This window comes from Vibrio sp. RC586, from assembly GCF_000176715.1.
Taxonomy (GTDB): domain Bacteria; phylum Pseudomonadota; class Gammaproteobacteria; order Enterobacterales; family Vibrionaceae; genus Vibrio.
This window is the reverse complement of the sequence record NZ_ADBD01000005.1, coordinates 1-25,204: the sequence shown is the minus strand read 5'-3', so window position 1 is coordinate 25,204 and position 25,204 is coordinate 1. Positions and strand designations below refer to the sequence as shown.

At 48.0% G+C, this 25,204-nt stretch carries 19 protein-coding genes, 1 tRNA gene and 1 rRNA gene; 11 read left to right on the top strand and 10 right to left on the bottom strand.

Annotation, left to right across the window (positions count from 1 at the left end; all coding sequences use genetic code 11):
* The first annotated feature begins 41 nt into the window (after positions 1–41).
* Positions 42–770, top strand: coding sequence for a 1-acylglycerol-3-phosphate O-acyltransferase (locus tag VOA_RS15460; protein ID WP_000561037.1), 729 nt, complete (start codon positions 42–44; stop codon positions 768–770).
* Between the two features lie 80 nt (positions 771–850).
* Here VOA_RS15460 and VOA_RS15465 read toward each other — a convergent pair whose 3' ends face one another.
* The 5 genes from VOA_RS15465 to VOA_RS15485 all read right to left on the bottom strand — a co-directional run bounded on the left by VOA_RS15465 (position 851) and on the right by VOA_RS15485 (position 5,534).
* Complete coding sequence (locus tag VOA_RS15465) at positions 851–1,240, bottom strand: RidA family protein (protein WP_000170059.1); 390 nt, start codon at positions 1,238–1,240, stop codon at positions 851–853.
* A 104-nt stretch (positions 1,241–1,344) separates the two neighbouring features.
* Positions 1,345–1,812 (bottom strand): aspartate carbamoyltransferase regulatory subunit, encoded by a 468-nt coding sequence (pyrI, locus tag VOA_RS15470; RefSeq protein ID WP_000032504.1) that lies wholly within the window; start codon positions 1,810–1,812, stop codon positions 1,345–1,347.
* Between the two features lie 11 nt (positions 1,813–1,823).
* Positions 1,824–2,753 (bottom strand): aspartate carbamoyltransferase, encoded by a 930-nt coding sequence (pyrB, locus tag VOA_RS15475; RefSeq protein ID WP_000013844.1) that lies wholly within the window; start codon positions 2,751–2,753, stop codon positions 1,824–1,826.
* Between the two features lie 250 nt (positions 2,754–3,003).
* Positions 3,004–4,008: an ornithine carbamoyltransferase gene (gene argF / locus VOA_RS15480; RefSeq protein ID WP_000885250.1), complete on the bottom strand. Its 1,005-nt coding sequence runs from the start codon at positions 4,006–4,008 to the stop codon at positions 3,004–3,006.
* Between the two features lie 149 nt (positions 4,009–4,157).
* Positions 4,158–5,534 (bottom strand): PhoH family protein, encoded by a 1,377-nt coding sequence (locus VOA_RS15485; protein WP_000502892.1) that lies wholly within the window; start codon positions 5,532–5,534, stop codon positions 4,158–4,160.
* Between the two features lie 422 nt (positions 5,535–5,956).
* On the opposite strand from VOA_RS15485, the gene rapA reads away from it, so the two are divergent.
* The 5 genes from rapA to VOA_RS15505 all read left to right on the top strand — a co-directional run bounded on the left by rapA (position 5,957) and on the right by VOA_RS15505 (position 13,010).
* Positions 5,957–8,866: an RNA polymerase-associated protein RapA gene (gene rapA, locus VOA_RS15490; protein WP_000006485.1), complete on the top strand. Its 2,910-nt coding sequence runs from the start codon at positions 5,957–5,959 to the stop codon at positions 8,864–8,866.
* A 96-nt stretch (positions 8,867–8,962) separates the two neighbouring features.
* Positions 8,963–9,700 carry a pseudouridine synthase gene (locus VOA_RS15495; protein WP_001251797.1) on the top strand — a complete coding sequence of 246 codons (738 nt, stop codon included), beginning with the start codon at positions 8,963–8,965 and terminating at the stop codon, positions 9,698–9,700.
* A 39-nt stretch (positions 9,701–9,739) separates the two neighbouring features.
* A complete protein-coding gene (locus VOA_RS0117235; RefSeq protein ID WP_000056886.1) occupies positions 9,740–10,717 on the top strand; it encodes a D-2-hydroxyacid dehydrogenase in 978 nt (325 codons plus the stop codon).
* Positions 10,718–10,842: 125 nt separating this feature from the next.
* Positions 10,843–12,015, top strand: coding sequence for a YjgN family protein (locus tag VOA_RS15500; RefSeq protein ID WP_000248000.1), 1,173 nt, complete (start codon positions 10,843–10,845; stop codon positions 12,013–12,015).
* Positions 12,015–13,010 carry a M48 family metallopeptidase gene (locus tag VOA_RS15505; RefSeq protein ID WP_001223101.1) on the top strand — a complete coding sequence of 332 codons (996 nt, stop codon included), beginning with the start codon at positions 12,015–12,017 and terminating at the stop codon, positions 13,008–13,010. The genes VOA_RS15500 and VOA_RS15505 overlap by 1 nt, the downstream gene beginning before the upstream one ends.
* Positions 13,011–13,098: 88 nt before the next feature.
* Here VOA_RS15505 and VOA_RS15510 read toward each other — a convergent pair whose 3' ends face one another.
* The 3 genes from VOA_RS15510 to pepA all read right to left on the bottom strand — a co-directional run bounded on the left by VOA_RS15510 (position 13,099) and on the right by pepA (position 18,098).
* Positions 13,099–15,960 carry a valine--tRNA ligase gene (locus VOA_RS15510; RefSeq protein WP_000416443.1) on the bottom strand — a complete coding sequence of 954 codons (2,862 nt, stop codon included), beginning with the start codon at positions 15,958–15,960 and terminating at the stop codon, positions 13,099–13,101.
* A gap of 93 nt (positions 15,961–16,053) precedes the next feature.
* The gene (locus VOA_RS15515) at positions 16,054–16,503 is read right to left on the bottom strand and encodes a DNA polymerase III subunit chi (RefSeq protein ID WP_001141708.1); all 450 of its coding nucleotides are present in this window, start codon (positions 16,501–16,503) and stop codon (positions 16,054–16,056) included.
* An 83-nt stretch (positions 16,504–16,586) separates the two neighbouring features.
* A complete protein-coding gene (gene pepA / locus VOA_RS15520) occupies positions 16,587–18,098 on the bottom strand; it encodes a leucyl aminopeptidase (RefSeq protein ID WP_000397176.1) in 1,512 nt (503 codons plus the stop codon).
* A 193-nt stretch (positions 18,099–18,291) separates the two neighbouring features.
* Here pepA and lptF point away from each other — a divergent pair, with 193 nt between their 5' ends.
* Together lptF and lptG are read left to right on the top strand one after the other, a co-directional pair.
* A complete protein-coding gene (lptF, locus tag VOA_RS15525) occupies positions 18,292–19,392 on the top strand; it encodes an LPS export ABC transporter permease LptF (RefSeq protein WP_000587732.1) in 1,101 nt (366 codons plus the stop codon).
* A gap of 3 nt (positions 19,393–19,395) precedes the next feature.
* Positions 19,396–20,466, top strand: a complete 1,071-nt coding sequence (lptG, locus tag VOA_RS15530) for an LPS export ABC transporter permease LptG (RefSeq protein ID WP_000472774.1) — start codon at positions 19,396–19,398, stop codon at positions 20,464–20,466.
* 126 nt (positions 20,467–20,592) lie between these two features.
* On the opposite strand, the gene VOA_RS15535 is transcribed toward lptG, so the two are convergent.
* Complete coding sequence (locus tag VOA_RS15535; RefSeq protein WP_001104976.1) at positions 20,593–21,066, bottom strand: RDD family protein; 474 nt, start codon at positions 21,064–21,066, stop codon at positions 20,593–20,595.
* A 190-nt stretch (positions 21,067–21,256) separates the two neighbouring features.
* Here VOA_RS15535 and VOA_RS15540 point away from each other — a divergent pair.
* Positions 21,257–21,341 (top strand) — tRNA-Leu (locus tag VOA_RS15540).
* Positions 21,342–21,504: 163 nt separating this feature from the next.
* Positions 21,505–22,758 (top strand): HD-GYP domain-containing protein, encoded by a 1,254-nt coding sequence (locus VOA_RS15545; RefSeq protein ID WP_009355744.1) that lies wholly within the window; start codon positions 21,505–21,507, stop codon positions 22,756–22,758.
* A gap of 33 nt (positions 22,759–22,791) precedes the next feature.
* Here VOA_RS15545 and VOA_RS15550 read toward each other — a convergent pair whose 3' ends face one another.
* Positions 22,792–24,429 (bottom strand): methyl-accepting chemotaxis protein, encoded by a 1,638-nt coding sequence (locus VOA_RS15550; RefSeq protein ID WP_000807994.1) that lies wholly within the window; start codon positions 24,427–24,429, stop codon positions 22,792–22,794.
* Positions 24,430–24,944: 515 nt separating this feature from the next.
* Here VOA_RS15550 and VOA_RS15555 point away from each other — a divergent pair.
* Positions 24,945–25,204 (top strand): 16S ribosomal RNA (locus VOA_RS15555); the annotation flags it as partial.

Genomic DNA, 25,204 nt, shown 5'->3' with positions numbered 1-25,204 from the left:
GGGTTTCGGCCTTTTTCTTCTAGCTCCTTTGGAGAATTTGCATGATTGCGTTATTGCGAATCTTGGCTGTGGCAGTGTTTGCTGTCTATATGTTTGTGTTTGGTTGCGGTTACTGTTTATTCAGCCCACGTAACCCTAAGCATGTTTATACCTTTGGTAAACAGTTTGCGGCGATGTCAAAAGTATTTGGCATTAAGCTCGAATACCGCGCTCCGGCAGACGTCGATCAGCGTGGCCAGCACATTTATATTGCTAACCACCAGAATAACTGGGATCTGTTTACGGTTTCCAAGGCGGTAACGCCCAAAGTGGTCACCGTCGGTAAGAAAAGCCTCGCGTGGATGCCACTGTTTGGTCAGCTCTATTGGTTGACGGGCAATATCCTGATTGACCGTGCGAACAAAGCCAAAGCCAAAGGCACTATTGATCAAGTAATTGATTACATGAAGCAAAGTGAAGTGTCGGTATGGATGTTTCCGGAAGGCACGCGCTCGCGTGGCCGTGGTTTACTGCCATTTAAAGCTGGTGCATTTCACGCTGCGATTGGTGCGGGCGTACCGATTATTCCGATTGTGTGTAGTTCGACCGATAAGCTCAACTTCAATCGCTGGAATAACGGCCATGTAATTGTCGAAGTGTTACCGCCAATCAGCACCGAAGGCTACAGCAAGGAGAATATCCGCGAGCTGTCACAGCTTTGCCATGAGCAGATGAAAGCGAAACTGGCGGAGTTGGATGCCGAAGTCGCCGAGCTGAACCGTAAAGCCTAGCTGCAGTTTTGATCAAAACGAATAAAAAGAAAGGGTTGCCATTGGCAACCCTTTTTGTATTTGAAATCCAATGAAATGGATTACTTACGTACTGCGATCGCTTCGATTTCAATGCCTACATCTTTTGGCAGACGTGCCACTTCAACACAAGAACGCGCTGGGTAGTGCGCGACTTTATGCTCATCAAAGAATGTGCCGTACACTTGGTTTACCGTGCCGAAGTCGTTGAGATCTTTGACGAATACGGTCATTTTCACAATGTCACCGACGGTTAAGCCTGAAGCTTCAACCACGGCTTTTACGTTGTCCAGAGATTGACGAGCTTGCGCAGCGATGTCCGCAGGAATTTCACCTGTGGCAGGGTTTACAGGGATTTGACCAGACGTCAGTACCATGTTGCCAAGATCAACACCTTGAATGTATGGGCCAATGGCAGCCGGAGCCGCGTCAGTATGCAGAACTTTTGTCATCTTTCTTATCCGTTAGTGGTTCGAAAATCGCTGTTCAGTTTGCCTGTAAAGCTTTGGTAGGTAAAGCGCCGCGCGCTCATTTATCCCTATCTTGCTGACAGCGGTTAAGCTTCGATTTCCGTGACCACATCGCGCGCAAACACTTTTTCGCAGTATTTGCATTTTAGGCGGATGTCGTTGTTCTTCTCAGAAAGCTTGAAGCTGCTTTCCACTGGCTCATTGTGTGAAATGCAATTGCTGTTTGGGCAAGCAAACACATTGTTGATGCGCTCTGGCAGTTGCAGCGCCAACTTCTTCACCACTTCGTAGTTTTCAATTTGGTTTACGGTCGCGTGTGGCGCGTAGAGTGCGAGTTTGCTGGCTTGCGCTTCACTGATGAACACATTTTCAATCTTGAGCAGATCTTTGCTGCCGAGTGCAGAAGAAGGCAGATTGAGGCCGATGGTGACTCGCTGCGCGGAGTTGTGCATATCAAACAGCTTCAGCACTTTAATCCCCACTTTGGCGGGAATATGGTCAATCACCGTGCCGTTTTTGATCGCTTCAACTTGTAATTTCGTCTCTTTACTCATGATTGCTCTCCTTACAGCGATTCGTTCAAAACTAGAGCCAGCAAGGCTTCACGGGCATAAACTCCGTTTTCAACTTGCTCGAAATAGTAAGCGTGCGGGGTTTTATCTACATCAGTGGTGATCTCATCCACCCGTGGTAGTGGGTGCAGCACTTTCAGGTTACAGCGTGCATCGCTCAGATGCGCTGCCGTCAAGATATAGGCCGACTTGATGTGGGCGTATTCTGACTCATCGAAACGCTCTTTCTGTACACGCGTCATGTAGAGAATATCCAGCTCTGGGATCACGCTTTCCATATCGCTAAATACTTGGTATTTCACACCAGCTTCATCCAGCTCTTCACAGATGTAATCTGGCATCGCTAGGGCTTCTGGTGCCACAAAATAGAAGCGGTTGTTATCAAATTTAGCCAGCGCTTGTGCCAGCGAATGCACGGTGCGGCCATATTTTAAATCACCAACGAACGCGACATCGAGGTTATCGAGGCGGCCTTGAGTTTCAAAAATCGAATAAAGATCGAGCAGGGTTTGCGATGGATGTTGGTTTGAACCGTCCCCAGCATTAATCACAGGAATGCCATTGGAGAACTCAGAAGCTAAACGCGCGGCACCTTCTTGCGGATGACGCATTACAAAAGCATCAACATAAGAGGAGATGACGCGTACTGAGTCGGCTAAGGTTTCGCCTTTCTTCGCCAGTGATGTATTGCCGCCGTTATCAAAGCCAATCACGCTGCCACCGATACGTTGAATCGCCGTTTCGAACGAGAGGCGAGTACGAGTCGAAGGCTCGAAGAAACAGCTGGCCACGACCTTGTGTTTAATCAGTTCTGGATTCGGTTGTGCCTTCAGTTGGCCTGCGGTTTTCACAATCAACTCCAACTCAGCGCGTGAGAGTTCAGCAATGGAGATGATGTGCTTTTGGTAAAGCGAATTCGCCATGATCGTCTTCCCTATATTTTCTAACAGCCATAAAAAAGCCCCCCATAAGGGAGGCTTTAACAAATCGATGAGGGGAAAAACAGTGAGGCCAGTAAGCCAATTTGCTTACTACGATGGACACTGCTTTGAGCTGCACGCTGTGCAAATTTCATTGGCTACCCCTCAGACAAACGGTCGGCATTATACGCCGAAAGTGTGTGAGCGCAAGCGATTACATCACAGAGTGCAGGGATATTAAATCAGTGGCACGCTATTGGCCTAAAGTGGCGACCATCACCGCCTTGATGGTATGTAGTCGGTTCTCCGCTTCATCAAACACAATCGAATATTCTGACTCAAACACCTCTTCGGTGACTTCTAAGCCTTGCATGCCGTATTTGGCCGCAATCTCTTGACCCACTTTGGTTTGGTCGTCATGAAATGCCGGTAAGCAGTGCATGAATTTAACTTGCGGATTACCTGTTGCTTTGATCACATCCATGTTGATTTGATATGGCTTCATTAACGCAACCCGCTCATCCCAAGCATCCGCCGCTTCGCCCATCGAAACCCACACATCGGTGTAAAGGAAATCACAGCCTTTCACCCCTTCTTGAACTTCTTCGGTCAAGGTGATTTTAGCACCGGTTTGCTTGGCAATTTCTTGGCAGGTTGCCACTAAGGCATCGTTTGGCCAGTACGCTTTGGGCGCGACTAAGCGAATATCCATGCCCATTTTGGCGGCTCCCACCATCAGGGAATTGCCCATGTTGTTGCGTGCATCGCCAAGGTAAGCAAACTTCATTTCATGCAGTTGTTTACCGCGTCCGTGCTCTTGCATAGTGAGAAGGTCGGCCAAGATCTGCGTGGGGTGAAACTCATCCGTTAAGCCATTCCACACTGGCACCCCCGCGTATTGTCCGAGCACTTCAACAATCTCTTGGCCGAAGCCGCGATATTGAATGCCATCGTACATGCGGCCTAGAACGCGCGCGGTATCTTTCATCGACTCTTTATGGCCAATTTGCGAGCCAGAAGGGCCGATGTAGGAAACTTGCGCACCTTGATCAAACGCCGCCACTTCAAAGGCACAGCGAGTACGGGTCGATGACTTTTCAAAGATCAACGCAATGTTTTTGCCTTGCAGAGTTTTCTGCTCGGTGCCTGCGTATTTGGCGCGTTTTAGCTCGGCAGACAGATCCAGTAGGAAGTGGATCTCTTTTGGAGTGAAGTCGAGCAGTTTTAAAAAGTTGCGGTTACGTAAATTGAAAGCCATTTCCCTATCCTCGTTTGGCGATTCCAGTTGCGGCTAGTAAAGCATGAAAATGCTATAAAAGTGAATAAATATTTTAAATTAAATAAAGAAAAGGCAAGGGAGGATAGATTTTGTGAGGCGAGATGCACATAACATCTCGCCAAAAGTGATTATAAATTCTCTTCGGCGAATTCAGCCAAACGGCTGCGTACTACGCCATTGAGGTGGATGTTGGCGCTGCCTTCAAAGTTTTTGAAGCGCTCAACCATGTAGGTAAGGCCTGAGGTGACAGGGGTTAAATAGTGAGAGTCAATCTGCGCTAAGTTACCTGAGCAGACAATCTTGGTGCCTTCACCACAGCGGGTGATGATGGTTTTAATCTGCGAGGCGGTGAGGTTTTGACACTCATCGAGCAGCACGAAGGCGTTTTGGATTGAACGACCGCGCATAAAGTTGATCGATTTAAACTGAATGTTGGCTTTATCGCAGATGTATTTGAGCGAGCCATCGGTACAGTGATCATTTTTATGCAGCGCTTCTAAGGTATCGGTGACGGAAGCCAGCCACGGCATCATCTTTTCCTCTTCCGTGCCGGGCAGGAAACCAATTGATTCGCCGATATCAGGGGTGTTACGAGTGACGATGATTTTATCGAACATTTTGCGCTCGACCGTTTGTTCCAGCGCTGCCGCCATTGCTAACAGGGTTTTACCACTGCCGGCCGCACCGGTCAGGATCACCAGATCGATATCCGGATCGAGCAATGCATCCAGCGCCATCCCTTGGTAAATATTTTTGGGGGTGATACCCCACGCTTTGCGATGCATCATGCGATCACGGCTGAGGTCGCGCAGCGTCAATTTATCGCCATCGATGGTTTCGACCCGCGCGGCAAAGTCGCTGTCTTCATCAATGACATATTGGTTGAGGAAGGTTGGATCGAACGGTGCACGATCCAGCTTATGGAAGGTTTTGCCACCGAGCGTGTAGCTCGCGACATCTTCTACGCTGTCCCAAAAGCTTCCGGGACGAGTTTGGAAGCCCTTGGTCAGATATTGAATATCATCAATCAGTTGGTCGGTGCGGTAGTCTTCCACATACAACACGCCTGCACCTTTGGCGCGCAAACGCATGTTGATGTCTTTAGTCACCAGCACCACGGCGCGTGGTGTACGCTGAGCTTGAAGGTAAAGCACGGCATTGAGGATCCGGTTATCGCCCTCTTTGTCGGTAAAGGCTTTGACGGTTTCATGCAGTTCATAATCGGCGAGGATCGAGATGGTTCCTGTTGCGCCCTCTTGCTTAGAAAGCGGGATCCCTTCGGTGATTTCTTCGGGAGTGGCATCGTGGAATAAGTGTTCCAAAGCCCGAATCGCTACGCGTGCATCGCGCGCCACATCGCGTTTGCTGTCTTTGATTCGGTCAAGTTCTTCAAGAACGGTCATTGGGATGACCACGTCGTGCTCTTTAAAAGAGTAAATCGCGAGAGGTTCGTGGAGTAGGATATTGGTATCCAGTACAAACAGTTTCCGATCGGTATCGCCCATAAGCGTCTCCTTGCTACATGTAGCATGCTTTATCGTGGATGTTCACAAGCGGCCTGTAGGATCGTACGTTCAGGTGAGCGTTACGATCATTGTCGACTTGCTGCAAACCCGTGTTGATACTCTCTGTTTGAACTTGCAGGCTTTGTGCCAATCTTGTTTTTGACACAAACACCGCGCCTTCAACCTGAGTATAGCAATCATCTTGTTAACAAATGCCACTCATTTTTGACAATTTGATGTCACCCAAAAGCTGTAGAAAAAAAAGCACGTTGCGGCAGGGAATGGGCGTGACCTGTGTCACGCCATCAAGTAAGATTAGCGGCCTTTTTCTGCACCCTGAGCCGCCAGCATCCATAATAAAAGGCTGGCTGGAGTGAAGTGCAAAAATTCTCTGCAACGCTATTTGATGAGGTAGTCCATTCATGTCATTTGCTTTAGGGCAACGCTGGATAAGCGATACGGAAAGTGATCTCGGGTTAGGTACTGTGGTGGCGCTTGATGCGCGTACAGTGACCTTGATGTTTGCAGCATCGGAAGAAAATCGTGTTTATGCACGTTCAGATGCGCCGGTCACCCGTGTGATCTTTAATGTCGGCGATGTGGTGGATAGTCAGCAAGGCTGGTCGTTACAAGTTGAACAAGTGGTGGAAGACCAAGGCGTCTACACCTATCTAGGCACGCGAGTGGATACCGAAGAAAGCGGTGTCGCGCTGCGTGAAATTTTCCTCAGTAACCAAATTCGTTTTAATAAACCGCAGGACAAGTTGTTTGCTGGTCAAATCGATCGCATGGACAACTTCGTGCTGCGTTATCGCGCTCTAGCCAATCAATATCAGCAGCACAAAAGCCCAATGCGTGGTTTGTGTGGTATGCGCGCAGGGCTGATCCCGCATCAGCTGTACATTGCCCATGAAGTCGGTCGTCGCCATGCCCCACGCGTGTTACTGGCCGATGAAGTCGGTTTGGGTAAAACCATCGAAGCGGGCATGATCATCCATCAGCAAGTGCTGACCGGGCGTGCTGAACGCATCCTGATTGTGGTACCTGAAACGCTGCAACATCAATGGTTGGTGGAGATGATGCGCCGTTTCAACCTGCACTTTTCCATTTTTGACGAAGAGCGCTGCGTGGAAGCCTTTAGTGAGGCAGATAACCCATTTGAAACTCAGCAGTACGTGCTGTGTTCACTCGATTTCTTGCGTAAAAGCCGCCAGCGTTTTGAACAAGCGTTGGAAGCGGAATGGGATTTGTTGGTGGTCGATGAAGCGCACCATCTTGAGTGGCACCCAGAGAAGCCAAGCCGCGAATATCAAGTGATTGAAGCTCTGGCCGAACAGACTCCGGGGGTGCTGCTATTGACCGCAACACCTGAGCAGTTAGGCCGTGAAAGCCACTTTGCTCGTCTGCGCCTGCTGGATGCAGATCGTTTCTACGATTACGAAGCCTTTGTTAAAGAAGAAGAGCAGTACGCACCGGTTGCGGATGCAGTTACTGCGCTGTTCAGCGGTGAGAAGCTAAGTGATGAAGCGAAAAACAAAATCACTGAGCTTCTGTCTGAGCAGGATGTCGAGCCGCTGTTTAAAGCGTTGGAAAGCCACGCCAGTGAAGACGAAATTGCTTCGGCTCGCCAAGAGCTGATCGACAATCTGATGGATCGCCACGGTACTGGTCGCGTATTGTTCCGTAACACGCGTGCGGCCATCAAAGGCTTCCCAGTGCGTAATGTGCATTTGCTGCCATTGGAAATTCCTTCTCAATACACCACGTCAATGCGTGTTGCGGGCATGCTCGGCGGTAAATTGACGCCAGAAGCGCGCGCGATGAAAATGCTCTATCCAGAAGAGATTTTCCAAGAGTTTGAAGGCGACGAATCAAGCTGGTGGCAATTTGACTCACGCGTCAACTGGCTGCTCGAAAAAGTCAAAGCCAAACGCAGCGAGAAGATCCTCGTCATCGCTTCACGTGCCAGCACAGCATTGCAGCTAGAGCAGGCATTGCGTGAGCGTGAAGGCATTCGCGCAACGGTATTCCATGAAGGCATGTCGATCATTGAGCGTGACAAAGCCGCAGCTTACTTTGCCCAGGAAGAGGGCGGCGCGCAGGTGCTGATCTGTAGTGAAATCGGCTCCGAAGGTCGTAACTTCCAGTTTGCTAACCAGTTGGTGATGTTCGATCTGCCGTTCAACCCAGACTTGCTTGAACAGCGTATCGGACGTTTGGACCGTATCGGCCAAAAACGTGATATCGATGTGTACGTGCCGTACCTGACCGAAACGTCACAAGCGATTTTGGCGCGTTGGTTTCAAGAAGGTTTGAATGCCTTTGCGGAAACCTGCCCAACGGGTCGTGCAGTGTATGATGCCTTCGCTGAACGTTTAATCCCAATTTTGGCCGCCGGTGGCGGTGAAGAGCTGGAAGTGATCATTGAAGAGTCAGCCAAGCTCAACAAAACACTGAAATCGCAGCTGGAAGTCGGGCGTGATCGCTTGCTGGAAATGCATTCTAACGGTGGCGAAAAGGCGCAGCAGATTGCCGAGCAGATCGCGAAAACCGATGGCGATACCAATCTGGTGACGTTTGCTTTGAGCCTGTTTGATGCGATTGGTCTGCATCAGGAAGATCGTGGCGAGAATGCGTTGGTGGTCACTCCTGCTGAACACATGATGGTGCCAAGCTATCCGGGTCTTCCTTATGAAGGCGCCACCATTACCTTTGATCGTGACACCGCACTGTCGCGTGAAGATATGCACTTCATCAGCTGGGAACACCCCATGGTGCAAGGCGGCATTGATTTACTGATGAGTGAAGGGGTGGGCACTTGCGCAGTGTCGCTGTTGAAAAACAAAGCGCTGCCAGTGGGTACCATCTTGCTGGAACTGGTGTATGTGGTGGATGCCCAAGCGCCGAAACGCAGTGGTATCAGCCGCTTCTTGCCTGTCTCTCCAATCCGAATTCTGATGGATGCGCGCGGTAATGATCTCTCTTCGCAAGTGGAGTTTGAAAGCTTTAACCGTCAGCTCAGCCCAGTGAATCGTCATTTGGCCAGTAAGCTGGTGAGTTCTGTACAGCATGACGTGCATCGTTTGATTACGGCAAGCGAAGCGGCGGTTGAACCACGAGTGAGCGCAATTCGTGAACAAGCGCAGCGTGATATGCAGCAAAGCCTCAACAGCGAGTTGGAGCGTTTGCTGGCACTCAAAGCGGTTAACCCGAACATTCGTGATGAAGAGATCGAAGTGCTGGAGCAGCAAATCAAAGAGCTGACTGGCTATATTGCGCAGGCGCAGTATCAGCTGGATTCACTGCGTTTGATTGTGGTGGCACACAACTGATTAGGTAGGCCCTCGAAACGAGGGCCTTGTTTTATTCCCCGTTGGCGACATTTTGCGTATATAATGCGCCGTTTTTTGTGATACGAGACGATAGCGATGGCAATGACCGAGTACAATCCGCCTAAGGATCCGTGGATTGATGTGATTTATGAGGATGAACACATCATCGCAGCCAACAAGCCTTCTGGTTTGTTATCTGTTCCTGGGCGACCTGTTGAGCACTACGACAGTATGTGGGCTCGTTTGGTGGATTACTGCCCTGATGTGAAAGTCGTACACCGTTTGGATATGTCGACTTCTGGGCTGATCCTGTTTGCGAAAGGCAAACATATGGAATCGGCGTTGAAGAAGCAGTTTCAGTATCGTCTCACTCATAAAATCTACTATGCCCGTGTATGGGGTGTGATGGAGCAAGACGAAGGCGAAGTAAATTTGCCGCTGTGTTGTGATTGGCCAAACCGCCCGAAACAGAAAGTCTGTTTTGAAGAGGGACGTGATTCTCTGACGCGCTATCAAGTCGTCAAGCGTGAAGAGAAAACCACAGTCGTACGCCTCATCCCGATCACTGGACGCTCTCATCAGCTGCGTGTGCACATGCAATCGCTCGGTCATCCGATTGTTGGCGATGATCTTTACGCTCCACAAGAAGCCGTCGAGTTTGCCGATCGTCTGCAACTGCACGCCGCGGAGCTGTGTTTCTACCATCCACGTAGTCATTGGTTGCGCACTTTATTTGTCCCTTGTGACTTCTATCCCGAAGCCGAGGAGCAGATTTTGCAGCATTTCGATCCTGAGCGAAAATTACCGGACTATAAAAAGCTATCCCAAGACTAATCTTATTGTGGGTAGCGGATAATCAGACCTGGAGTCAGCATGTCACTACCCACTACTTCTTTACCTACGGTCGTTTTTCTCGACCGCGCGACCATTCCACGCCATATCCCATTACCTGCTCTGCCTTTTGAACACCATTGGGTTGAGTATGATGCTTGTGAGCCTCATCAAGTGGTTGAGCGCCTCTTAGCGGCCGATATCGTTATCACCAATAAAGTGGTACTCACCCATGAAATGCTGGTTCAGTTGCCTAAGCTCAAGTTGATCGCCATTTCTGCCACGGGCACCAACAACGTCGATTTGCAGGCGTGTCGTGACCTGAATATCGCAGTGTGTAATGTGCAAGGCTATGCCACGCATTCTGTCCCTGAGCATGTGATCGCCATGATGTTTGCTCTAAGACGTAATCTTATCGGTTATCACAATGATATTGCGGCCGGAGAGTGGCAGCGCCATAAGCAGTTCTGTTTTTTCACGCATCCCATCGGCGATATTGCGGGTTCAACCATGGGCATTATCGGCAGTGGTGCATTAGGCCAAGCGACGGCGAATTTGGCTCGCGCATTAGGTATGCATGTGCTGTTGGCTGAACGTAAAGGTCAGTTGGAATGCCGCGCAGGGTACACGCCATTTGAGCAAGTGTTGGCGCAATCCGATGTGTTATCCCTGCACTGTCCGCTGACCGATGAAACGCGAAATATTATCTCAGAAGCGGAATTGGCGCAGATGAAGCCCAATGCTCTTCTGATCAATACTGGGCGCGGCGGTTTAGTTGATGAACAGGCGCTGGTGGATGCGCTGAAAAGACGTCAAATTGCTGGGGCTGGGGTGGATGTGTTTAGTGTCGAGCCTGCTGATATGGATAACCCACTGATTGCCAACCGTGATTTGCCTAATCTCCTGCTGACACCGCATGTGGCGTGGGGCAGTGATTCCTCGATACAACAACTGGCGACTATCTTGATCGACAACATTAGTGCATTTATGCGTGGTGAAGCGAAAAATCGAGTCGTCTAGAAGTTGCTTTGTTGATTATGTGTGTGATTTATATCGCCATAATTTAATTGGTGTTGTGAATGATTCTTACAGGTTGTTACACTCGGAGCACTTTTTTACTCTAAGAACAACGTCAGGAATCATTCATGGTTAATCAACATAAACATACCGTCACCTTCAGTGGTGAGGGTAAAGAGTTTTTTGGGATCTGGAGTGTCAATCTTCTGCTCTCCATTATTACCTTGGGCATCTACTCTGCATGGGCTAAGGTGCGTACTAAGCGCTATTTCTACGGCAATACTTTCATTGCGGGCGATAACTTTGAATATCATGCCCAGCCGATGCAAATCCTCAAAGGGCGTTTGGTCGCATTCGCCGCTGTTCTCGTGTGGTTCGTGGCTAACTCTTTATTCCCGATCGCTTCATTGTTGCTGCTCTTGGTGTTTTATTTTGCTTTGCCTTGGCTGCTTTGGAGCAACGCCCGCTTTGATTCGGCGATGACCAGCTTTCGTAATGTGCACTTCTCCTTTAACGGCACACTGCAAGAGGCCTATTTCTCGTTTATGGGCCGAGGGATTGGCGCATTAGTCGCGTTGCTGATCTACTTTATTATTGCTTCGGTCTCAGCATCTGTTTCGGCAAGTCTTTCTGTTGTCATGTTTATTGGCTCTTTTTTAGTGATGGCGGCGCTCTATGCTTGGGTTATTGCTGGTGTGCAAAACTATTTTGCTAATGGTTACCGTTATGGGGATTGGCAGTTTAGCGCCCAACTGACTACGCACTTCTTCCTGCATACCTATTTAAAAGCCGCGGCAATTGGAGTTGCCTCGATGCTCGCGATCATCTCCATGGTGCTTATCATGGTGTTCGGCAGTATCGATTTCTCTAATCTTACCAATTGGGAAAGCTCGCTACTTGCAAGTGGCTCACCGTTTATGCTGATCGCTACTGTGTACATAGGGATGATCGTAATGGGTATCGCGGTGACGGCTTATATTACTTCGCGGGTACGCAATTACATTTTCTCGCAACTGGTGATGCAGCAAGCGCTGAACGAGGACACAGCCTTTCGTTTTGAATCCACTCTCAGTGCTCGTGGTTATACTGGCTTAGTGATCAGTAACTTCTTACTGCAAGCCGTGACAGTCGGTATCGCACGCCCATGGGTGATGGTGAGAACGACGCGCTATCTGGCTGAACGCACAGCCGTGATTGGCGATATGGACGCACTCAAATCGACCGATCAATCTTCAGATGTAAAATCGGCTATCTCGGATGAGTTGGCTCAAGCGTTTGATCTTGGTATCGGGATCGGCTGATGCGCATTACCGGAACCGCTTTTCCACCTCGCAGCTCATTACGTTGCGAGGCCGAGCTCGATCTATCACAAACTCATTTTCTCGCTTTGCACGTCGATGGAGAGATCATTCGCTGCGCGCGGAGCGATGCTCAAATCAGTGCTCCCGTGGGAAAATTACCGATTCGTTTTCAATTACCCAGTGGCTGGGTTTTCGTTTGTGAACGTAATGCGCCGTTGAACGCTTGGTTAGAACAACACAATAAACCGGGGTGGGTGGATCGGCTGGAAGGAAAGTGGAGCGCTTGGCTAATCGCTGTGGTGCTTGGCATCGGTTTATGTGTTTGGGCTTATGTGGCATTTCTACCTTGGCTAAGCAAAGAGGTGGCGGAACGAGTTCCTGAATCTGCCGCTGTGGTGCTAGGTGAGAAAATTCTGCAAACGTTAGATCGCGATTTAAAACCGAGTGAACTTTCTCTCGCGCAACAAGATGAGATAAAGCAACGAGTTTTCTCCCATCTTAACCAACTTGAGCCGCTACCTTATCCGATCAAAGTGGAGTTTCGTCACTCAGATATTGGCGCTAACGCGTTTGCTTTGCCCGGTGGAACCTTGGTGTTACTGGATGAGTTGGTGCTACTGGCCAAAACGCCCGAGCAGTTAGATAGCATTATTCTGCATGAGCTGGGGCATGTGCATCATCGCCATATGCTTAAACGCTTGGTGCATTCGAGTGTACTTTCGATTGGTGTGGCACTGCTGACGGGGGAAAGCTCTGGGGTGGTGGATAATCTGGTTGGGATTGGGGTGTTTACGCTCTCCAACGGCCAATCCCGCGAGGCGGAACAAGAGGCTGATCAATACGCGAAACAAGCGATGCAGGCGATTTACGGTAGCAGTGAACCGCTAGCTGAAATGTTTGAACTGTTTCAGCAGCAAGAAACGATCGAGGTTCCGGCTTGGCTCAGTACCCATCCGGATCTGGAACAGCGGATCGATGCGGCGCGTCAGCCTTAATCTCAGGTAAAAGCATTCAGCATCGTAAATAAAAAGGCAGCGAAATCGCTGCCTTTTTTCTATCGACTTTTTCTATGAAATGCTTGGCTTACAGCGCTGCGATGGTCGCTTTCTGCTGCTCAAGTTTCACCAGCGCTTCTTGGTAACCCGCGAGCTTTTCACGCTCTTTGGTGATTACCGCTTCTGGTGCTTTCGCCACGAAACCTTCGTTACCCAGCTTGCCTTCGATACGCGCAATTTCACCTTGCGTCTTAGCAATCTCTTTGGCCAGACGATCCAGCTCAGCGTCTTTATCAATCAGACCTGCCATTGGGATCATCAGCTCAGATTTGCCAACCAGTGCGGTTGCACACGCCGGTGTCGCTTCGCCATCCGCCAATACACGAATGCTTTCGAGCTTGGCCAGTGAAACCAGCACTTGCTTGTTCGCTTCGATACGCGCGGCATCTTGCTCATTCGCCGCTTTCAGCATCACTTCCAGAGGCTTACCTGGGTTGATGTCGTACTCAGCGCGCAGGTTACGGATGCTAGTGATAAAGGCTTTCACCCACTCAATATCATCCAAGGCTTCTTGGTTGAAGTTGGCCGCATCGTACTGAGGCAGTGCTTGCAGCATGATGGTGTCGCCTTCCACGCCATCTACCAGTGGCTTAACACTTTGCCAGATGGTTTCTGTGATGTAAGGGATCACTGGGTGCGCCAAACGCAGCGTTTTCTCTAGTACGGTGATCAGTGTGCGACGGGTTGCGCGTTGCTGAGCTTCTGTACCTTTCCACAGAACTGGTTTAGTCAGTTCTAAGTACCAGTCACAGAATTGGTTCCAGATGAATTCGTACAGCGTGTTGGCTGCCATATCCAGACGGAAGTTATCAATGTGACCATTGAACTCTTTGGCAGCCAGTTCGAACTGTGATTCGATCCACTTGTCGGCCAGTGAGTATTCAAGTTCAGCACCGGCTGCAAAACCGCAATCTTGCTCTTCGGTGTTCATCAGCACGTAACGGCTTGCGTTCCACAGCTTGTTACAGAAGTTGCGGTAACCTTCTAGACGCTTCATATCCCAGTTGATGTCACGACCCGTTGAAGCCATGGCCGCGAGGGTGAAACGCAGTGAGTCAGTACCGTAGGCTTCAATGCCGTTTTCAAACGTCTTACGCGTGTTTTTCTCGATCTTTGCCGCCAGTTGTGGCTGCATCATGTTGCCGGTGCGCTTCGCGACCAGAGACTCAAGATCAATACCGTCAATCATATCGATTGGGTCAAGCACGTTACCTTTCGATTTCGACATTTTGTCGCCGTTTTCGTCACGGATCAGACCCGTTACGTACACGGTTTTGAAAGGAACTTGTGCTTTGCCATCTTCATCTTTACAGAAATGCATGGTCATCATGATCATGCGCGCCACCCAGAAGAAGATGATGTCGAAACCCGTTACCAGAACATCGGTTGGGTGGAAGACTTTTAGCTCTGGCGTTTTTTCAGGCCAGCCCAGTGTTCCGAAAGTCCACAATGCAGAAGAGAACCAAGTATCCAACACGTCATCATCTTGGCGAAGAGCAACATCTGCTGCGATGTTGTTTTCTGCACGCACTTCTTCTTCGTTACGGCCTACAAACACATTGCCTTGCTCGTCATACCAAGCCGGAATGCGGTGACCCCACCACAGTTGGCGAGAGATACACCAGTCTTGAATGTCACGCATCCAAGAGAAGTACATGTTCTCGTACTGTTTTGGTACGAATTGAATATCGCCATTTTCTACCGCTTCAACCGCTGGTTTTGCCAGAATACCGGCGCGAACGTACCATTGGTCAGTCAGCATTGGCTCAATCACCACGCCACCACGGTCGCCGTAAGGAACCGTTAGGTCGTGATCTTTGATTTCTTGCAGTAGACCCAGTTCTTCAAATTCCGCCACGATCGCTTTACGTGCAGCAAAACGTTCCATGCCTTGGTATTTAGCCGGGATCTCTGTGCCGTAAGCATTGCTTGCTTCGCCGTTGGAGTTGAAGACTTCGGCTGCATCACGGATGTTGGCATCAAAGGTCAGAATATTGATCATCGGCAGGTTATGACGCTTGCCGACTTCATAGTCGTTGAAGTCATGCGCAGGGGTGATTTTCACACAGCCTGTGCCTTTCTCCATATCGGCGTGTTCATCGCCCACGATAGGGATGCGACGACCAACGATCGGCAGAATGATCTCTTTACCAATCAGATCTTTATAACGAGGATCTTCTGGGTTAACCGCAACACCAGTATCGCCGAGCATGGTTTCTGGACGTGTTGTCGCAACCACGATGTAATCTTTGCCATCGGCCGTTTTTACGCCATCTGCTAGCGGGTAGCGGAAGTGCCACATGTGACCTTTGGTCTCTTTGTTTTCCACTTCCAGATCGGAGATCGCAGTGTGCAGTTTTGGATCCCAGTTAACTAGGCGCTTACCGCGGTAGATCAAGTCATCTTTGTAGAGACGCACGAACACTTCTTGCACGGCTTTGTAGAAGCCATCATCCATCGTAAAGCGCTCACGATCCCAATCGACAGAGGCGCCAAGACGACGTAGCTGCTTAGTGATGGTGCCGCCAGATTCTGCTTTCCATTCCCAAATCTTGTCGATGAATGCATCACGGCCGTAATCGTGCTTAGTTTTACCTTCTTCTGCAGCGATTTTACGCTCAACCACCATTTGAGTGGCGATACCCGCGTGGTCAGTACCCACTTGCCACAAGGTATTTTTGCCCTTCATACGCTGACAGCGGATCAGAGTATCCATAATGGTGTCTTGGAAGGCGTGACCCATGTGCAGGCTGCCTGTGACGTTCGGTGGCGGGATCATGATGCTGTACGCGTCTTTTGATGTGTCACCGTGAGGCTTAAAGTAGCCTTGCTCTTCCCAAGTCTTATACAGATCTTGTTCGATTGATGTTGGGTTGTATGTCTTTTCCATAGTGCTCTTTAATGGATGCTGTGATGGTTAATTCAGTCTATCGCTATAAGTGAGTTCTCTTGGATAAGAGAGCTTAACTATAAGGATGGACGGTTATGGGTACTGAATCTCAACAGTTTGCAGCTGATAACCCGCTTGTCGATAGAGTTTATACCGCTCGCGTGCTAGCTGCTTGGCATTTTCTGCGCAGGGCACGAAGTCTACCACTTCGGCAAAGGTACGCGCAAAGGTTGTCTGATTATCCGCCAAATTTATTGCCAGTTGACGATTCCAAGAGGGGGAAACGCCAACATAACCGATTTCAATCGCGGTACCAGATTTGGGACCTTCACCGACCAGATTGTGCGCTAAAAACTGTTCGGGTTCGATTTGCCAAAATCGCTCAGCGAGCTGCTCGGCGTGTTGTTTATCTTGGCATTGTAGATAAATGCGTGCGCCTTGCGCGGCAAAGTGACGCGTCAAATACAGCACGTACTGCGCGAAGCCTTCTGGCGTTGCTTGAGCAGAATCTGGGGAAATCAGGTAAAAAGTTGCGGTAGGCATCTTGGTCTCTTGCAAACAATCGCCACGCCTGTGGCGGTAGTTTAGGTCTAGTAATGAAAAAGGGCCCGAAGGCCCTTTTGCGATTACTCTTCAGCGTCTAGGCCACCGCTGCGATTAAGCAGGAATTGGACTAGTAGCGAGACAGGACGACCGGTTGAGCCTTTCGCGGCACCCGATTTCCACGCAGTACCCGCGATGTCTAAGTGTGCCCAGTTGTATTTCTTCGCAAATTTAGACAGGAAACAAGCTGCAGTAATGGCGCCACCTGGGCGGCCACCGATGTTTGCCATATCAGCAAATGGGCTCTTGAGCTGCTCATGGTATTCATCAGCGATTGGCAGACGCCATGCGCGATCGCTCGACTGCTCAGAGGCATTCACCAACTCATGTGCTAGCGGGTTGTGGTTCGACATTACTGCACTAATGTGATGACCTAATGCAATCACACAAGCACCGGTTAGCGTTGCGACATCGACTACACATTCAGGCTCAAAGCGCTCAACGTAAGTCAGTACGTCACACAGTACCAAACGACCTTCGGCATCGGTGTTTAACACTTCCACCGTTTGACCTGACATCGTAGTCAGAATGTCACCCGGACGGTAAGCATTGCTGCCTGGCATGTTTTCACAGCCAGCCAATACGCCAATCACATTGAGTGGTAGGCCGAGTTTGGCAATGGCTTTCATGGTGCCGAAAACAGATGCTGCGCCACACATGTCGTACTTCATCTCATCCATACCTTCACCCGGTTTGAGTGAGATACCGCCTGAGTCGAAAGTCAGACCTTTACCCACCAGTACGATTGGCTTGGCTTCAGGATCTGGATTGCCTTTATATTCGATGACCGACATCATCGATTCATTACGTGAGCCACGACCTACCGCGAGGTAAGAAGCCATGCCGAGCTTTTCCATCTCTTCTTCACCAATGATTTTGGTGGTGATGCTCTCGTAATCGTCAGCCAGACGACGAGCTTGAGACGCGAGGTAAGCTGGGTTAGCAATGTTTGGTGGCATATTGCCAAGGTCTTTACAGGCTTTCACGCCGGAAGAGATGGCTAAGCCATGGGAAATTGCACGCTCACCAAGATTCAATTCACGGCGAGTGGGAACGTTGAACACCAGTTTACGCAGTGGGCGGCGAGTTTCTGGTTTTACACTTTTGAATTGGTCAAAGGTGTACAGGCCATCTTTGGTGGCTTCAACCGCTTGGCGCACTTTCCAATAGGTATCGCGACCTTTGACGTGCAACTCGGTCAAGAAGCAGACCGCTTCCATCGAGCCAGTTTCATTTAAGGTATTGATAGTTTTCTGAATGATCTCTTTGTACTGACGTTCACCCAGTTCGCGTTCTTTACCGCAACCGACGAGCAGTACTCGCTCAGACAACACACCTGGTACTTGATGCAGCAGTAGCATCTGCCCCGGTTTACCCTCTAGATCACCGCGACGTAGCAGTGAACTAATATAGCCGTCGCTGATTTTATCAAGCTGTTCTGCGACTGGAGAAAGGCGACGTGGTTCAAACACCCCAACAACGATACATGCGCTGCGCTGTTTCTCAGGGCTGCCACTCTTAACACTGAACTCCATGCGTACTCCTACATCCTGAAGACAAATAGAACTAAATGGTAGATAATGCGCTCTTACTTGCTGGATCCCATGAAGGATCGACCTTTTGCGTGCGCAACCTAACCGTTAGCGAAATTATTCAAAAAATAAAAGGTTCATCGGGAAATTATAGTGATTCAATCAAAAAAACAAGTTTTGCATAGGTAATTTCAGCGTGATTATTGTTAGATATTTGATCCGAGAAACAATAAAAAGCCAGTTTGCGATCTTTTTCGTGCTGTTTTTAGTGTTTCTCAGCCAGAAGTTTATTCGTGTTTTGGCGGATGCCTCTGACGGTGAAATTCCTACCAGCATGATCTTATCCATCGTTGGGTTGAATATGCCGGCGATGGGGCTATTAATGTTGCCGCTTAGCCTGTACATCGGAATTCTGCTCACTTTCGGCCGTTTGTATGCCGAGAGTGAGATAACTGTGATGAACGCCACTGGGATTGGCAATAAATTTTTAATCCGAGCTGCGCTTTACCTTGCTTTGATCACGGCATCTGTCGCTGGGTTTAATGCACTTTGGTTGGCACCTTGGAGTCAAGATAAAGAAGCACAATTGATGGAGCAATTTGCAGCAGAAAACAGTGTGGATTTGTTGCAAAAAGGCCACTTCCAACGCTCGCCTGACGGCTCATCAGTGGTGTTTATCGACAACATTGAAAACCGTAAGCTACATAATGTGTTTGTGGCACAGTTAGCACCGCGAGATTCTGTACTGCCGAGCGTGATGTTTTCCAACTCCGGAGCTGTGAAAGAGCTCAGTGATGGTCGCCAGATCATTACCCTTTACGATGGCACTCGCTACGAAGGCGTACCCACTAGGGTTGATTACATGATCACCAACTTCGATTCTTATGATGGTTTGATTGGTCAACGTGAAGTGAAATCCACTGGACGTGATTGGGAAGCGCTACCTACGCTGAGTTTGTTAAAAAATTCCGATCTTCAAGCTCAGGCTGAACTGCAATGGCGACTCTCCTTGGTCGTATGTATTCCCTTGCTTACGATGTTGGTTGTGCCTCTTTCTGCGGTGAACCCTCGGCAAGGGCGCTTTGCAAAAATGGGACCCGCTATTTTGATCTATTTGACCTATTTTCTTACGCTTAGTGCCACTAAATCTGCGATTGAAGATGGTTCATTACCCGTGATTATTGGTTTGTGGCCAGTCAATGCCGCACTGCTGTTTGCAGCACTGATCGTCAATACCATGGACAGCATTCCTGTGCGCCGTTTTAAAGATCGATGGAAACAGAGAAAGGTAGCTTAAGCCGTGTTTAAAATTCTTGATTGGTATATTGGCCGCACCATTGTTGCCACCACAGCACTCGTATTGGTTACCTTTGTTGGTCTCTCCGGCATCATCAAATATGTTGAGCAGCTGCGCAAAGTCGGTGAGGGAAGTTACGACTTACTACAAGCCTTGTTATTTGTGGTGCTGAGTATTCCTCGTGATGTGGAAATGTTTTTCCCGATGGCAGCGCTGTTAGGGGCTTTGATCGGTTTGGGGGCTTTGGCTTCCAGCTCTGAATTGGTGGTGATGCAGGCTGCCGGCTTTTCTAAGCTGGATATCGGCCTTTCTGTGCTCAAAACCGCGATTCCACTAATGATCATCATTACCTTGCTCGGAGAGTGGGGTGCACCGCAAGCTCAAAAATTGGCGCGCGATATGCGAGCTTTTGCTACCTCCGGTGGGGCTATTATGTCTGTGCGTACTGGTGTGTGGGCACGGGATGCGAATGATTTTATCTTTATTGCTAAAGTTGATAACGAGCAGCTTACAGGTATGAATCTGTGGCGATTTGATGAGAATAAAAAACTCAGTACAGTGATCTTTGCAGAGCGGGTCGATTATGTAGGCAATAACGAATGGTTAATGAAAGATGCTCAACTCACTAGGTTGGTTAGCGACATTGAAATCAGTAAAGAGTCGTTACCAGAATATCGTTGGCGTACCTCATTAGCTCCCGACAAGTTGGCCGTGGTCACGGTTAAACCTGAAGAATTATCACTCAGTGGGCTGAGTGACTATGTGCATTACTTGAAAGCATCGGAGCAAGACTCATCACGTTATGAACTCGCTTTGTGGCGTAAAGTGACTCAGCCGATCTCGATTGCGGTGATGATGTTGATGGCACTGTCGTTTATTTTTGGCCCATTGCGCAGTGTGACCATGGGAGCGCGGATTTTATCTGGTGTGATTGCGGGATTTACTTTCTATATCTCAAGTGAGTTCTTTGGCCCGCTTAGTTTGGTGTATGGATTACCACCATTATTTGGTGCTGTTGCGCCAAGTTTGGTTTTCTTGACTATAGCGCTAGGTTTGCTGGGTAGAAAGTTATGATGTCGACAAATCACATTTGACAACGTATAACTAATGAAAAGAGAGGAAGGCATCGCTTTCTTCTCTTTTATCATGATCCAATAAGCTGATAAGTTCACTCATACAGATAGACGCGATTGTTCGCTCTTAATTGACGTTGGGTAAGACTACGACTTTGGTTTTTGCCCAAATATCGTGAAAACCACGCTTTTGGGAGTCAAACAATACTGTTAGGTTGGCAAGCCCAAAACCGGAGGTCGCTAAACGGATTAATGCTTGGGTCACTGAAATGCGTTGGCCTTGTTCGGTGCAAATATGCAGTTTCCAGGCGCGCATTCCTAAAGTTTGTCCACCTCGAGTCCAGAAAAAAACAAAGAAATAGGCCCAAACAAACACAAGATAAGCGGTGTACACCGGATTCCAGATTGGGTGCCGAGTTAATAGCTCGCTTGCATCCAAATAGGGGGCATAAGAGATAAGTCCAGCAGCCACCAAAGCTTCGAGTGACGCGATCACAATACCACCTGCCATCATCAATATCGCCATCACGATCAACACATCATAAATCCAAGCTCCCAAGCGGCGAAAAAAGCCTGCAGGAGGAAAAACCGCATAGTTCATAGTAGTCATTCTTGGTTACTTTAAAGTTGGCAAGCATAGCCAGTGGTAAATCCGAAAGAAAGAGAGCTAACGCACAGCTTGAGACTTTGTGGCGAAATAATCAGCAAACGATTTTATTTTCAATGTTTTGCTCTTGCGTGGTTCAACTTCTTACGTATAATGCGTTCCATCAAAGGGCAACAGCCCAGATGCCGATGTGGTGAAATTGGTAGACACGACGGATTCAAAATCCGTTTCCTTCGGGAGTGACGGTTCAAGTCCGTCCATCGGTACCATAATTTAAAGAAGCCGACTCAATGAGTCGGCTTTTTGCTTTTCAGGAAACGATTTCTTTGTAACCTTTCGTGAACTTACCACTTTGGATGCTCTAAGGCTGATGAACTTGTCATTAACTTCTTTTATGATGCGTGGGTTTTTCTTTTTGATGTAATAAAGATTGTGGCAAGTATTAAAATCACGGTAGATAGATTGCAACCCGGCCTCCATATTCGGTTGCCCGTAAAATGGAATGAGCATCCTTTCCTATTTAATAGCTTTAAAATCAAGTCACCCGATCAGATCCAAATGATCAAGCATCTTGGTATTCAACATGTATTTCTCAACCCGAGTTTGAGTGATGAAAAGCCTTTACCCCCCAACAGTAATGAGCCTTCTTCGCCTCCTACTTCACTTTCCATTGATAGTGAAGCAGAAAAGCTATGGCAGGAAAAACAAGCTCGGATTGAGAAGCTCAATGCTTACCGGCGCCGAGTCTTGAATTGTGAAAAAGAGTTTGAACGCTCGTTAGCTCGGATGCGTACGGTGGTGAATAAAATCCGTAATCGTCCATTAGATGCGACAGAAGAAGCAAAGCAACTGGTTGAGGATATCGTTGAAAAACTATTAAGTGACGATAATGTCACCCTACATCTAATAAACAGTAAGAGTGAGTTGGATGACATCTACTTTCACTCTCTGAATGTATCTGTAATAGCCATGATGATAGGTAAGGCACGAGGGTTGTCGTCTACGTTGATTAAAGAGTTGGCTTTTGCTGCGCTATTTCACGATATTGGCAAATTACGTGTTCCAACGGCTATAGTACGTAAAAAGACGCGATTGACCGACCCTGAGGAGAACTACTTACGTTTGCATACGAAGTACGGTCTTGAGTTAGCAAATAACATCGAGGCCTTTCCTGACAGTGCAAAACGTGTCATCGAGCAGCACCATGAATTAAGAAATGGCACGGGTTACCCACTTGGGTTAAAAGGAGATGAGATTGATGAGTTGGCGCAAATTGTTGCGGTGGCGAATGCGTTTGACAATTTGTGTCACCCCAACATCCCTTCAGAACAGAAGATTCCTTATGTTGCGCTGTCTTATCTCTTTAAGAATTGCAAAAAACTATACCACCCCGAGAACCTGAGTATTTTGGTGAAGTTCATGGGCGTTTTCCCACCTGGAACCGTAGTGCAGCTTTCTAACGATATGGTGGGATTGGTGATTTCAGTCAATGCTGGGAATTTACTGCATCCCAATGTATTGATTTATGACCCCTCTGTACCACGCTCGCAAGCTCCAATCATCGATCTTGCAGATAGAGATATCAAAATAGTCAACGCTATATTGCCGAATAAATTGCCTGATAAAGTTCGAGATTACCTCAACCCACGCTCACGCATCTCTTACTTTTTCGATAGCGAAGAATGAAAACAAGGCATCAAATGATGCCTTGTTTTCACATTATGCTTGTAATTGAAATTGGTTGAGTGTGTGCCGTAAATTTTGCGTGATTTCAGACAATTCGTGACTAAGCCGCTCTGTCATCTGGATTTCTTCAGTATTGAGCGACATCGCATGCATTAAGTCAGACTGAGTCTCTTGTAAAAGCTCTAACCTTTTACCTTGCTCACTGATCACTTCAATAATGCTTTGAGAATGGTGAACATTATTATCGATACCTTGCAAAATTAAATGGAAAATATCATTCACTAGCTGAGCTTTCTCATGGCTAGTATCGGTAGTATGGATGATGCTTTCCATCGCTTTACTATTGCTCACCACTAAGTTATTCAAGTTATTTACTATCTGGTTGATATTGCTCGTTGCTTCACCTACTCGTTGTGCCAACTTTCTTACCTCATCGGCAACTACGGCAAAACCACGGCCAGACTCCCCAGCACGCGCAGCTTCAATAGCAGCGTTAAGGGCTAATAAATTGGTTTGCTCTGTAATTTCGTTTATTGAACTAGTGAAAGCTTGAATTTGTCGGCTCGCATCACCTAAAGCCTTCACCTCCGCCTCTGCCCCCTTAACTAAGTTCGCTGCATGACCCATTTCTTGGATATTATCTTGGATTGTTTTAATCGCAGAAGAGGCTTTGTCTTTTACCTCTTTCGTACTGTTGTTAACGGTTTGCGCAAGATCAAACACTTGCTGGGAAGCATGGCTAAGATTAGCGGTTGCTTGTTGGACTTCTTGCGAGCTTTGATGCTGTTCAACAGCCGCTTCACCAATATGATGGGATATGTCGGCCATTTTTGTTGAGCTTTCCGAAATGGCGCCAGAAGCTACTGTAATGCCTTGCATCGAATCCGCTAGGCTTTTAGCCATGTGTTGCATACTTCCCAATACACTTTGAGAATCGTGAGAAAGATTTTTGATTGGTATATTAAAATGACCTTTGGCAATTTGCCGAGTGACCCAGAGTGCGTAACTGGGTTCACCGCCTAGTAAATGATTTAATTGCCGATAAATGAAATACCCTGCGGCGACAAAAATCAGGAGAGTCACGACCCCACTAAACAGAAAAGCCATAAATAGCTTGTTTTGCCATTCTAATTTGAGGCTCGAGGCTGACATCAGTTCTGGTTCTAGTGCTTTGGCAAGAGATTCCATGGTATCTCCTAGATCATCAGCCCGAGCATCAAATCCGGTATCAGCCTGCTTCATCACCTGATTACCCGCATCATGTCCTTGTTCAATATAGGTTCTCGCCATTAAAAGCCCTACATTGTATAACTGAACAACTTCTGATTTAGCATCATTAACTTGATTCGCCAGCTCTGGAACGAGTTGTGCCAAAGAGTCCAATGCACTAACAGCTGCATTTTTATGCTCCTCAGCTAAAGCTTGATCTTCATCCAACTCACCTACGGCGGATGCATCAGTCAAATATTGCTGAATTTGAACAACATGATATCTAACGTCTTTAAATACAGTAGTCGCGGAATAGAGAGACTCTTGTTTGCTTTCTAAATCAGATAACATGCGGCTACTGTACGAAAGCACAGCATTCGTTAATAGAAGAAGGGCAATTACAATAACCCCAGTAGAGAACATTAATTTTTTGATGGTCATTTTGGAGTTAATTTCAGCCATAACGTTACTCACCTAAAGTAGAAATGAGCACTTTTCATATCTTAAAGTGCCTTTTTAGTAACTTTAGTTGATTAAAAAAAAACGCATCGAGTGTTTGTTGTTCGAATGGCATTTTTTCTGGAGAAATGTTCAAAAAACACTTGCGTAGAAAAAGAGTATCCCTATAATGCGCCCTCACTGACACGGCAGACGCCGTAAGGCTTCAGAGCCAGTCAGTAAGGCTAAAACGCTTCGATGAAGAAAGTTGAAAAAAGAGTTTGACTCTGACAATTATCTCGCTAGAATGCACAGCCTCTTCGGCAAGAAAGCCGAAGCAAAACGCTCTTTAACAATGTAAACCAATCAATCTGTGTGGGCACTCGTTGATGATAATCGCAAAAGATTTATCAATGAACTGAGTGACCATTTGAATGAGCAATCATTCAGCACAGTCAATTCAACATTACTTCGCTTTTTATTAAGCAAAGAATGTAATCAGTATTCATTGAGCCGAAGCGAAAGCTTCAAAAAACTTTTAATTGAAGAGTTTGATCATGGCTCAGATTGAACGCTGGCGGCAGGCCTAACACATGCAAGTCGAGCGGCAGCACAGAGGAACTTGTTCCTTGGGTGGCGAGCGGCGGACGGGTGAGTAATGCCTGGGAAATTGCCCGGTAGAGGGGGATAACCATTGGAAACGATGGCTAATACCGCATAACCTCGTAAGAGCAAAGCAGGGGACCTTAGGGCCTTGTGCTACCGGATATGCCCAGGTGGGATTAGCTAGTTGGTGAGG

What these genes read in the sequence shown, in the direction of transcription:
- pyrI (WP_000032504.1), bottom strand. Translation starts at nt 1,812, where the DNA reads ATGAGTAAAGAGACGAAATTACAAGTTGAAGCGATCAAAAACGGCACG.
- pepA (WP_000397176.1), bottom strand. Translation starts at nt 18,098, where the DNA reads ATGGAGTTCAGTGTTAAGAGTGGCAGCCCTGAGAAACAGCGCAGCGCA.
- VOA_RS15505 (WP_001223101.1), top strand. Translation starts at nt 12,015, where the DNA reads ATGCGCATTACCGGAACCGCTTTTCCACCTCGCAGCTCATTACGTTGC.
- VOA_RS15465 (WP_000170059.1), bottom strand. Translation starts at nt 1,240, where the DNA reads ATGACAAAAGTTCTGCATACTGACGCGGCTCCGGCTGCCATTGGCCCA.
- VOA_RS0117235 (WP_000056886.1), top strand. Translation starts at nt 9,740, where the DNA reads ATGTCACTACCCACTACTTCTTTACCTACGGTCGTTTTTCTCGACCGC.
- VOA_RS15495 (WP_001251797.1), top strand. Translation starts at nt 8,963, where the DNA reads ATGGCAATGACCGAGTACAATCCGCCTAAGGATCCGTGGATTGATGTG.
- VOA_RS15535 (WP_001104976.1), bottom strand. Translation starts at nt 21,066, where the DNA reads ATGAACTATGCGGTTTTTCCTCCTGCAGGCTTTTTTCGCCGCTTGGGA.
- VOA_RS15515 (WP_001141708.1), bottom strand. Translation starts at nt 16,503, where the DNA reads ATGCCTACCGCAACTTTTTACCTGATTTCCCCAGATTCTGCTCAAGCA.
- VOA_RS15485 (WP_000502892.1), bottom strand. Translation starts at nt 5,534, where the DNA reads ATGGGCGATACCGATCGGAAACTGTTTGTACTGGATACCAATATCCTA.
- VOA_RS15550 (WP_000807994.1), bottom strand. Translation starts at nt 24,429, where the DNA reads ATGGCTGAAATTAACTCCAAAATGACCATCAAAAAATTAATGTTCTCT.
- pyrB (WP_000013844.1), bottom strand. Translation starts at nt 2,753, where the DNA reads ATGGCGAATTCGCTTTACCAAAAGCACATCATCTCCATTGCTGAACTC.
- VOA_RS15500 (WP_000248000.1), top strand. Translation starts at nt 10,843, where the DNA reads ATGGTTAATCAACATAAACATACCGTCACCTTCAGTGGTGAGGGTAAA.
- rapA (WP_000006485.1), top strand. Translation starts at nt 5,957, where the DNA reads ATGTCATTTGCTTTAGGGCAACGCTGGATAAGCGATACGGAAAGTGAT.
- VOA_RS15460 (WP_000561037.1), top strand. Translation starts at nt 42, where the DNA reads ATGATTGCGTTATTGCGAATCTTGGCTGTGGCAGTGTTTGCTGTCTAT.
- VOA_RS15510 (WP_000416443.1), bottom strand. Translation starts at nt 15,960, where the DNA reads ATGGAAAAGACATACAACCCAACATCAATCGAACAAGATCTGTATAAG.
- argF (WP_000885250.1), bottom strand. Translation starts at nt 4,008, where the DNA reads ATGGCTTTCAATTTACGTAACCGCAACTTTTTAAAACTGCTCGACTTC.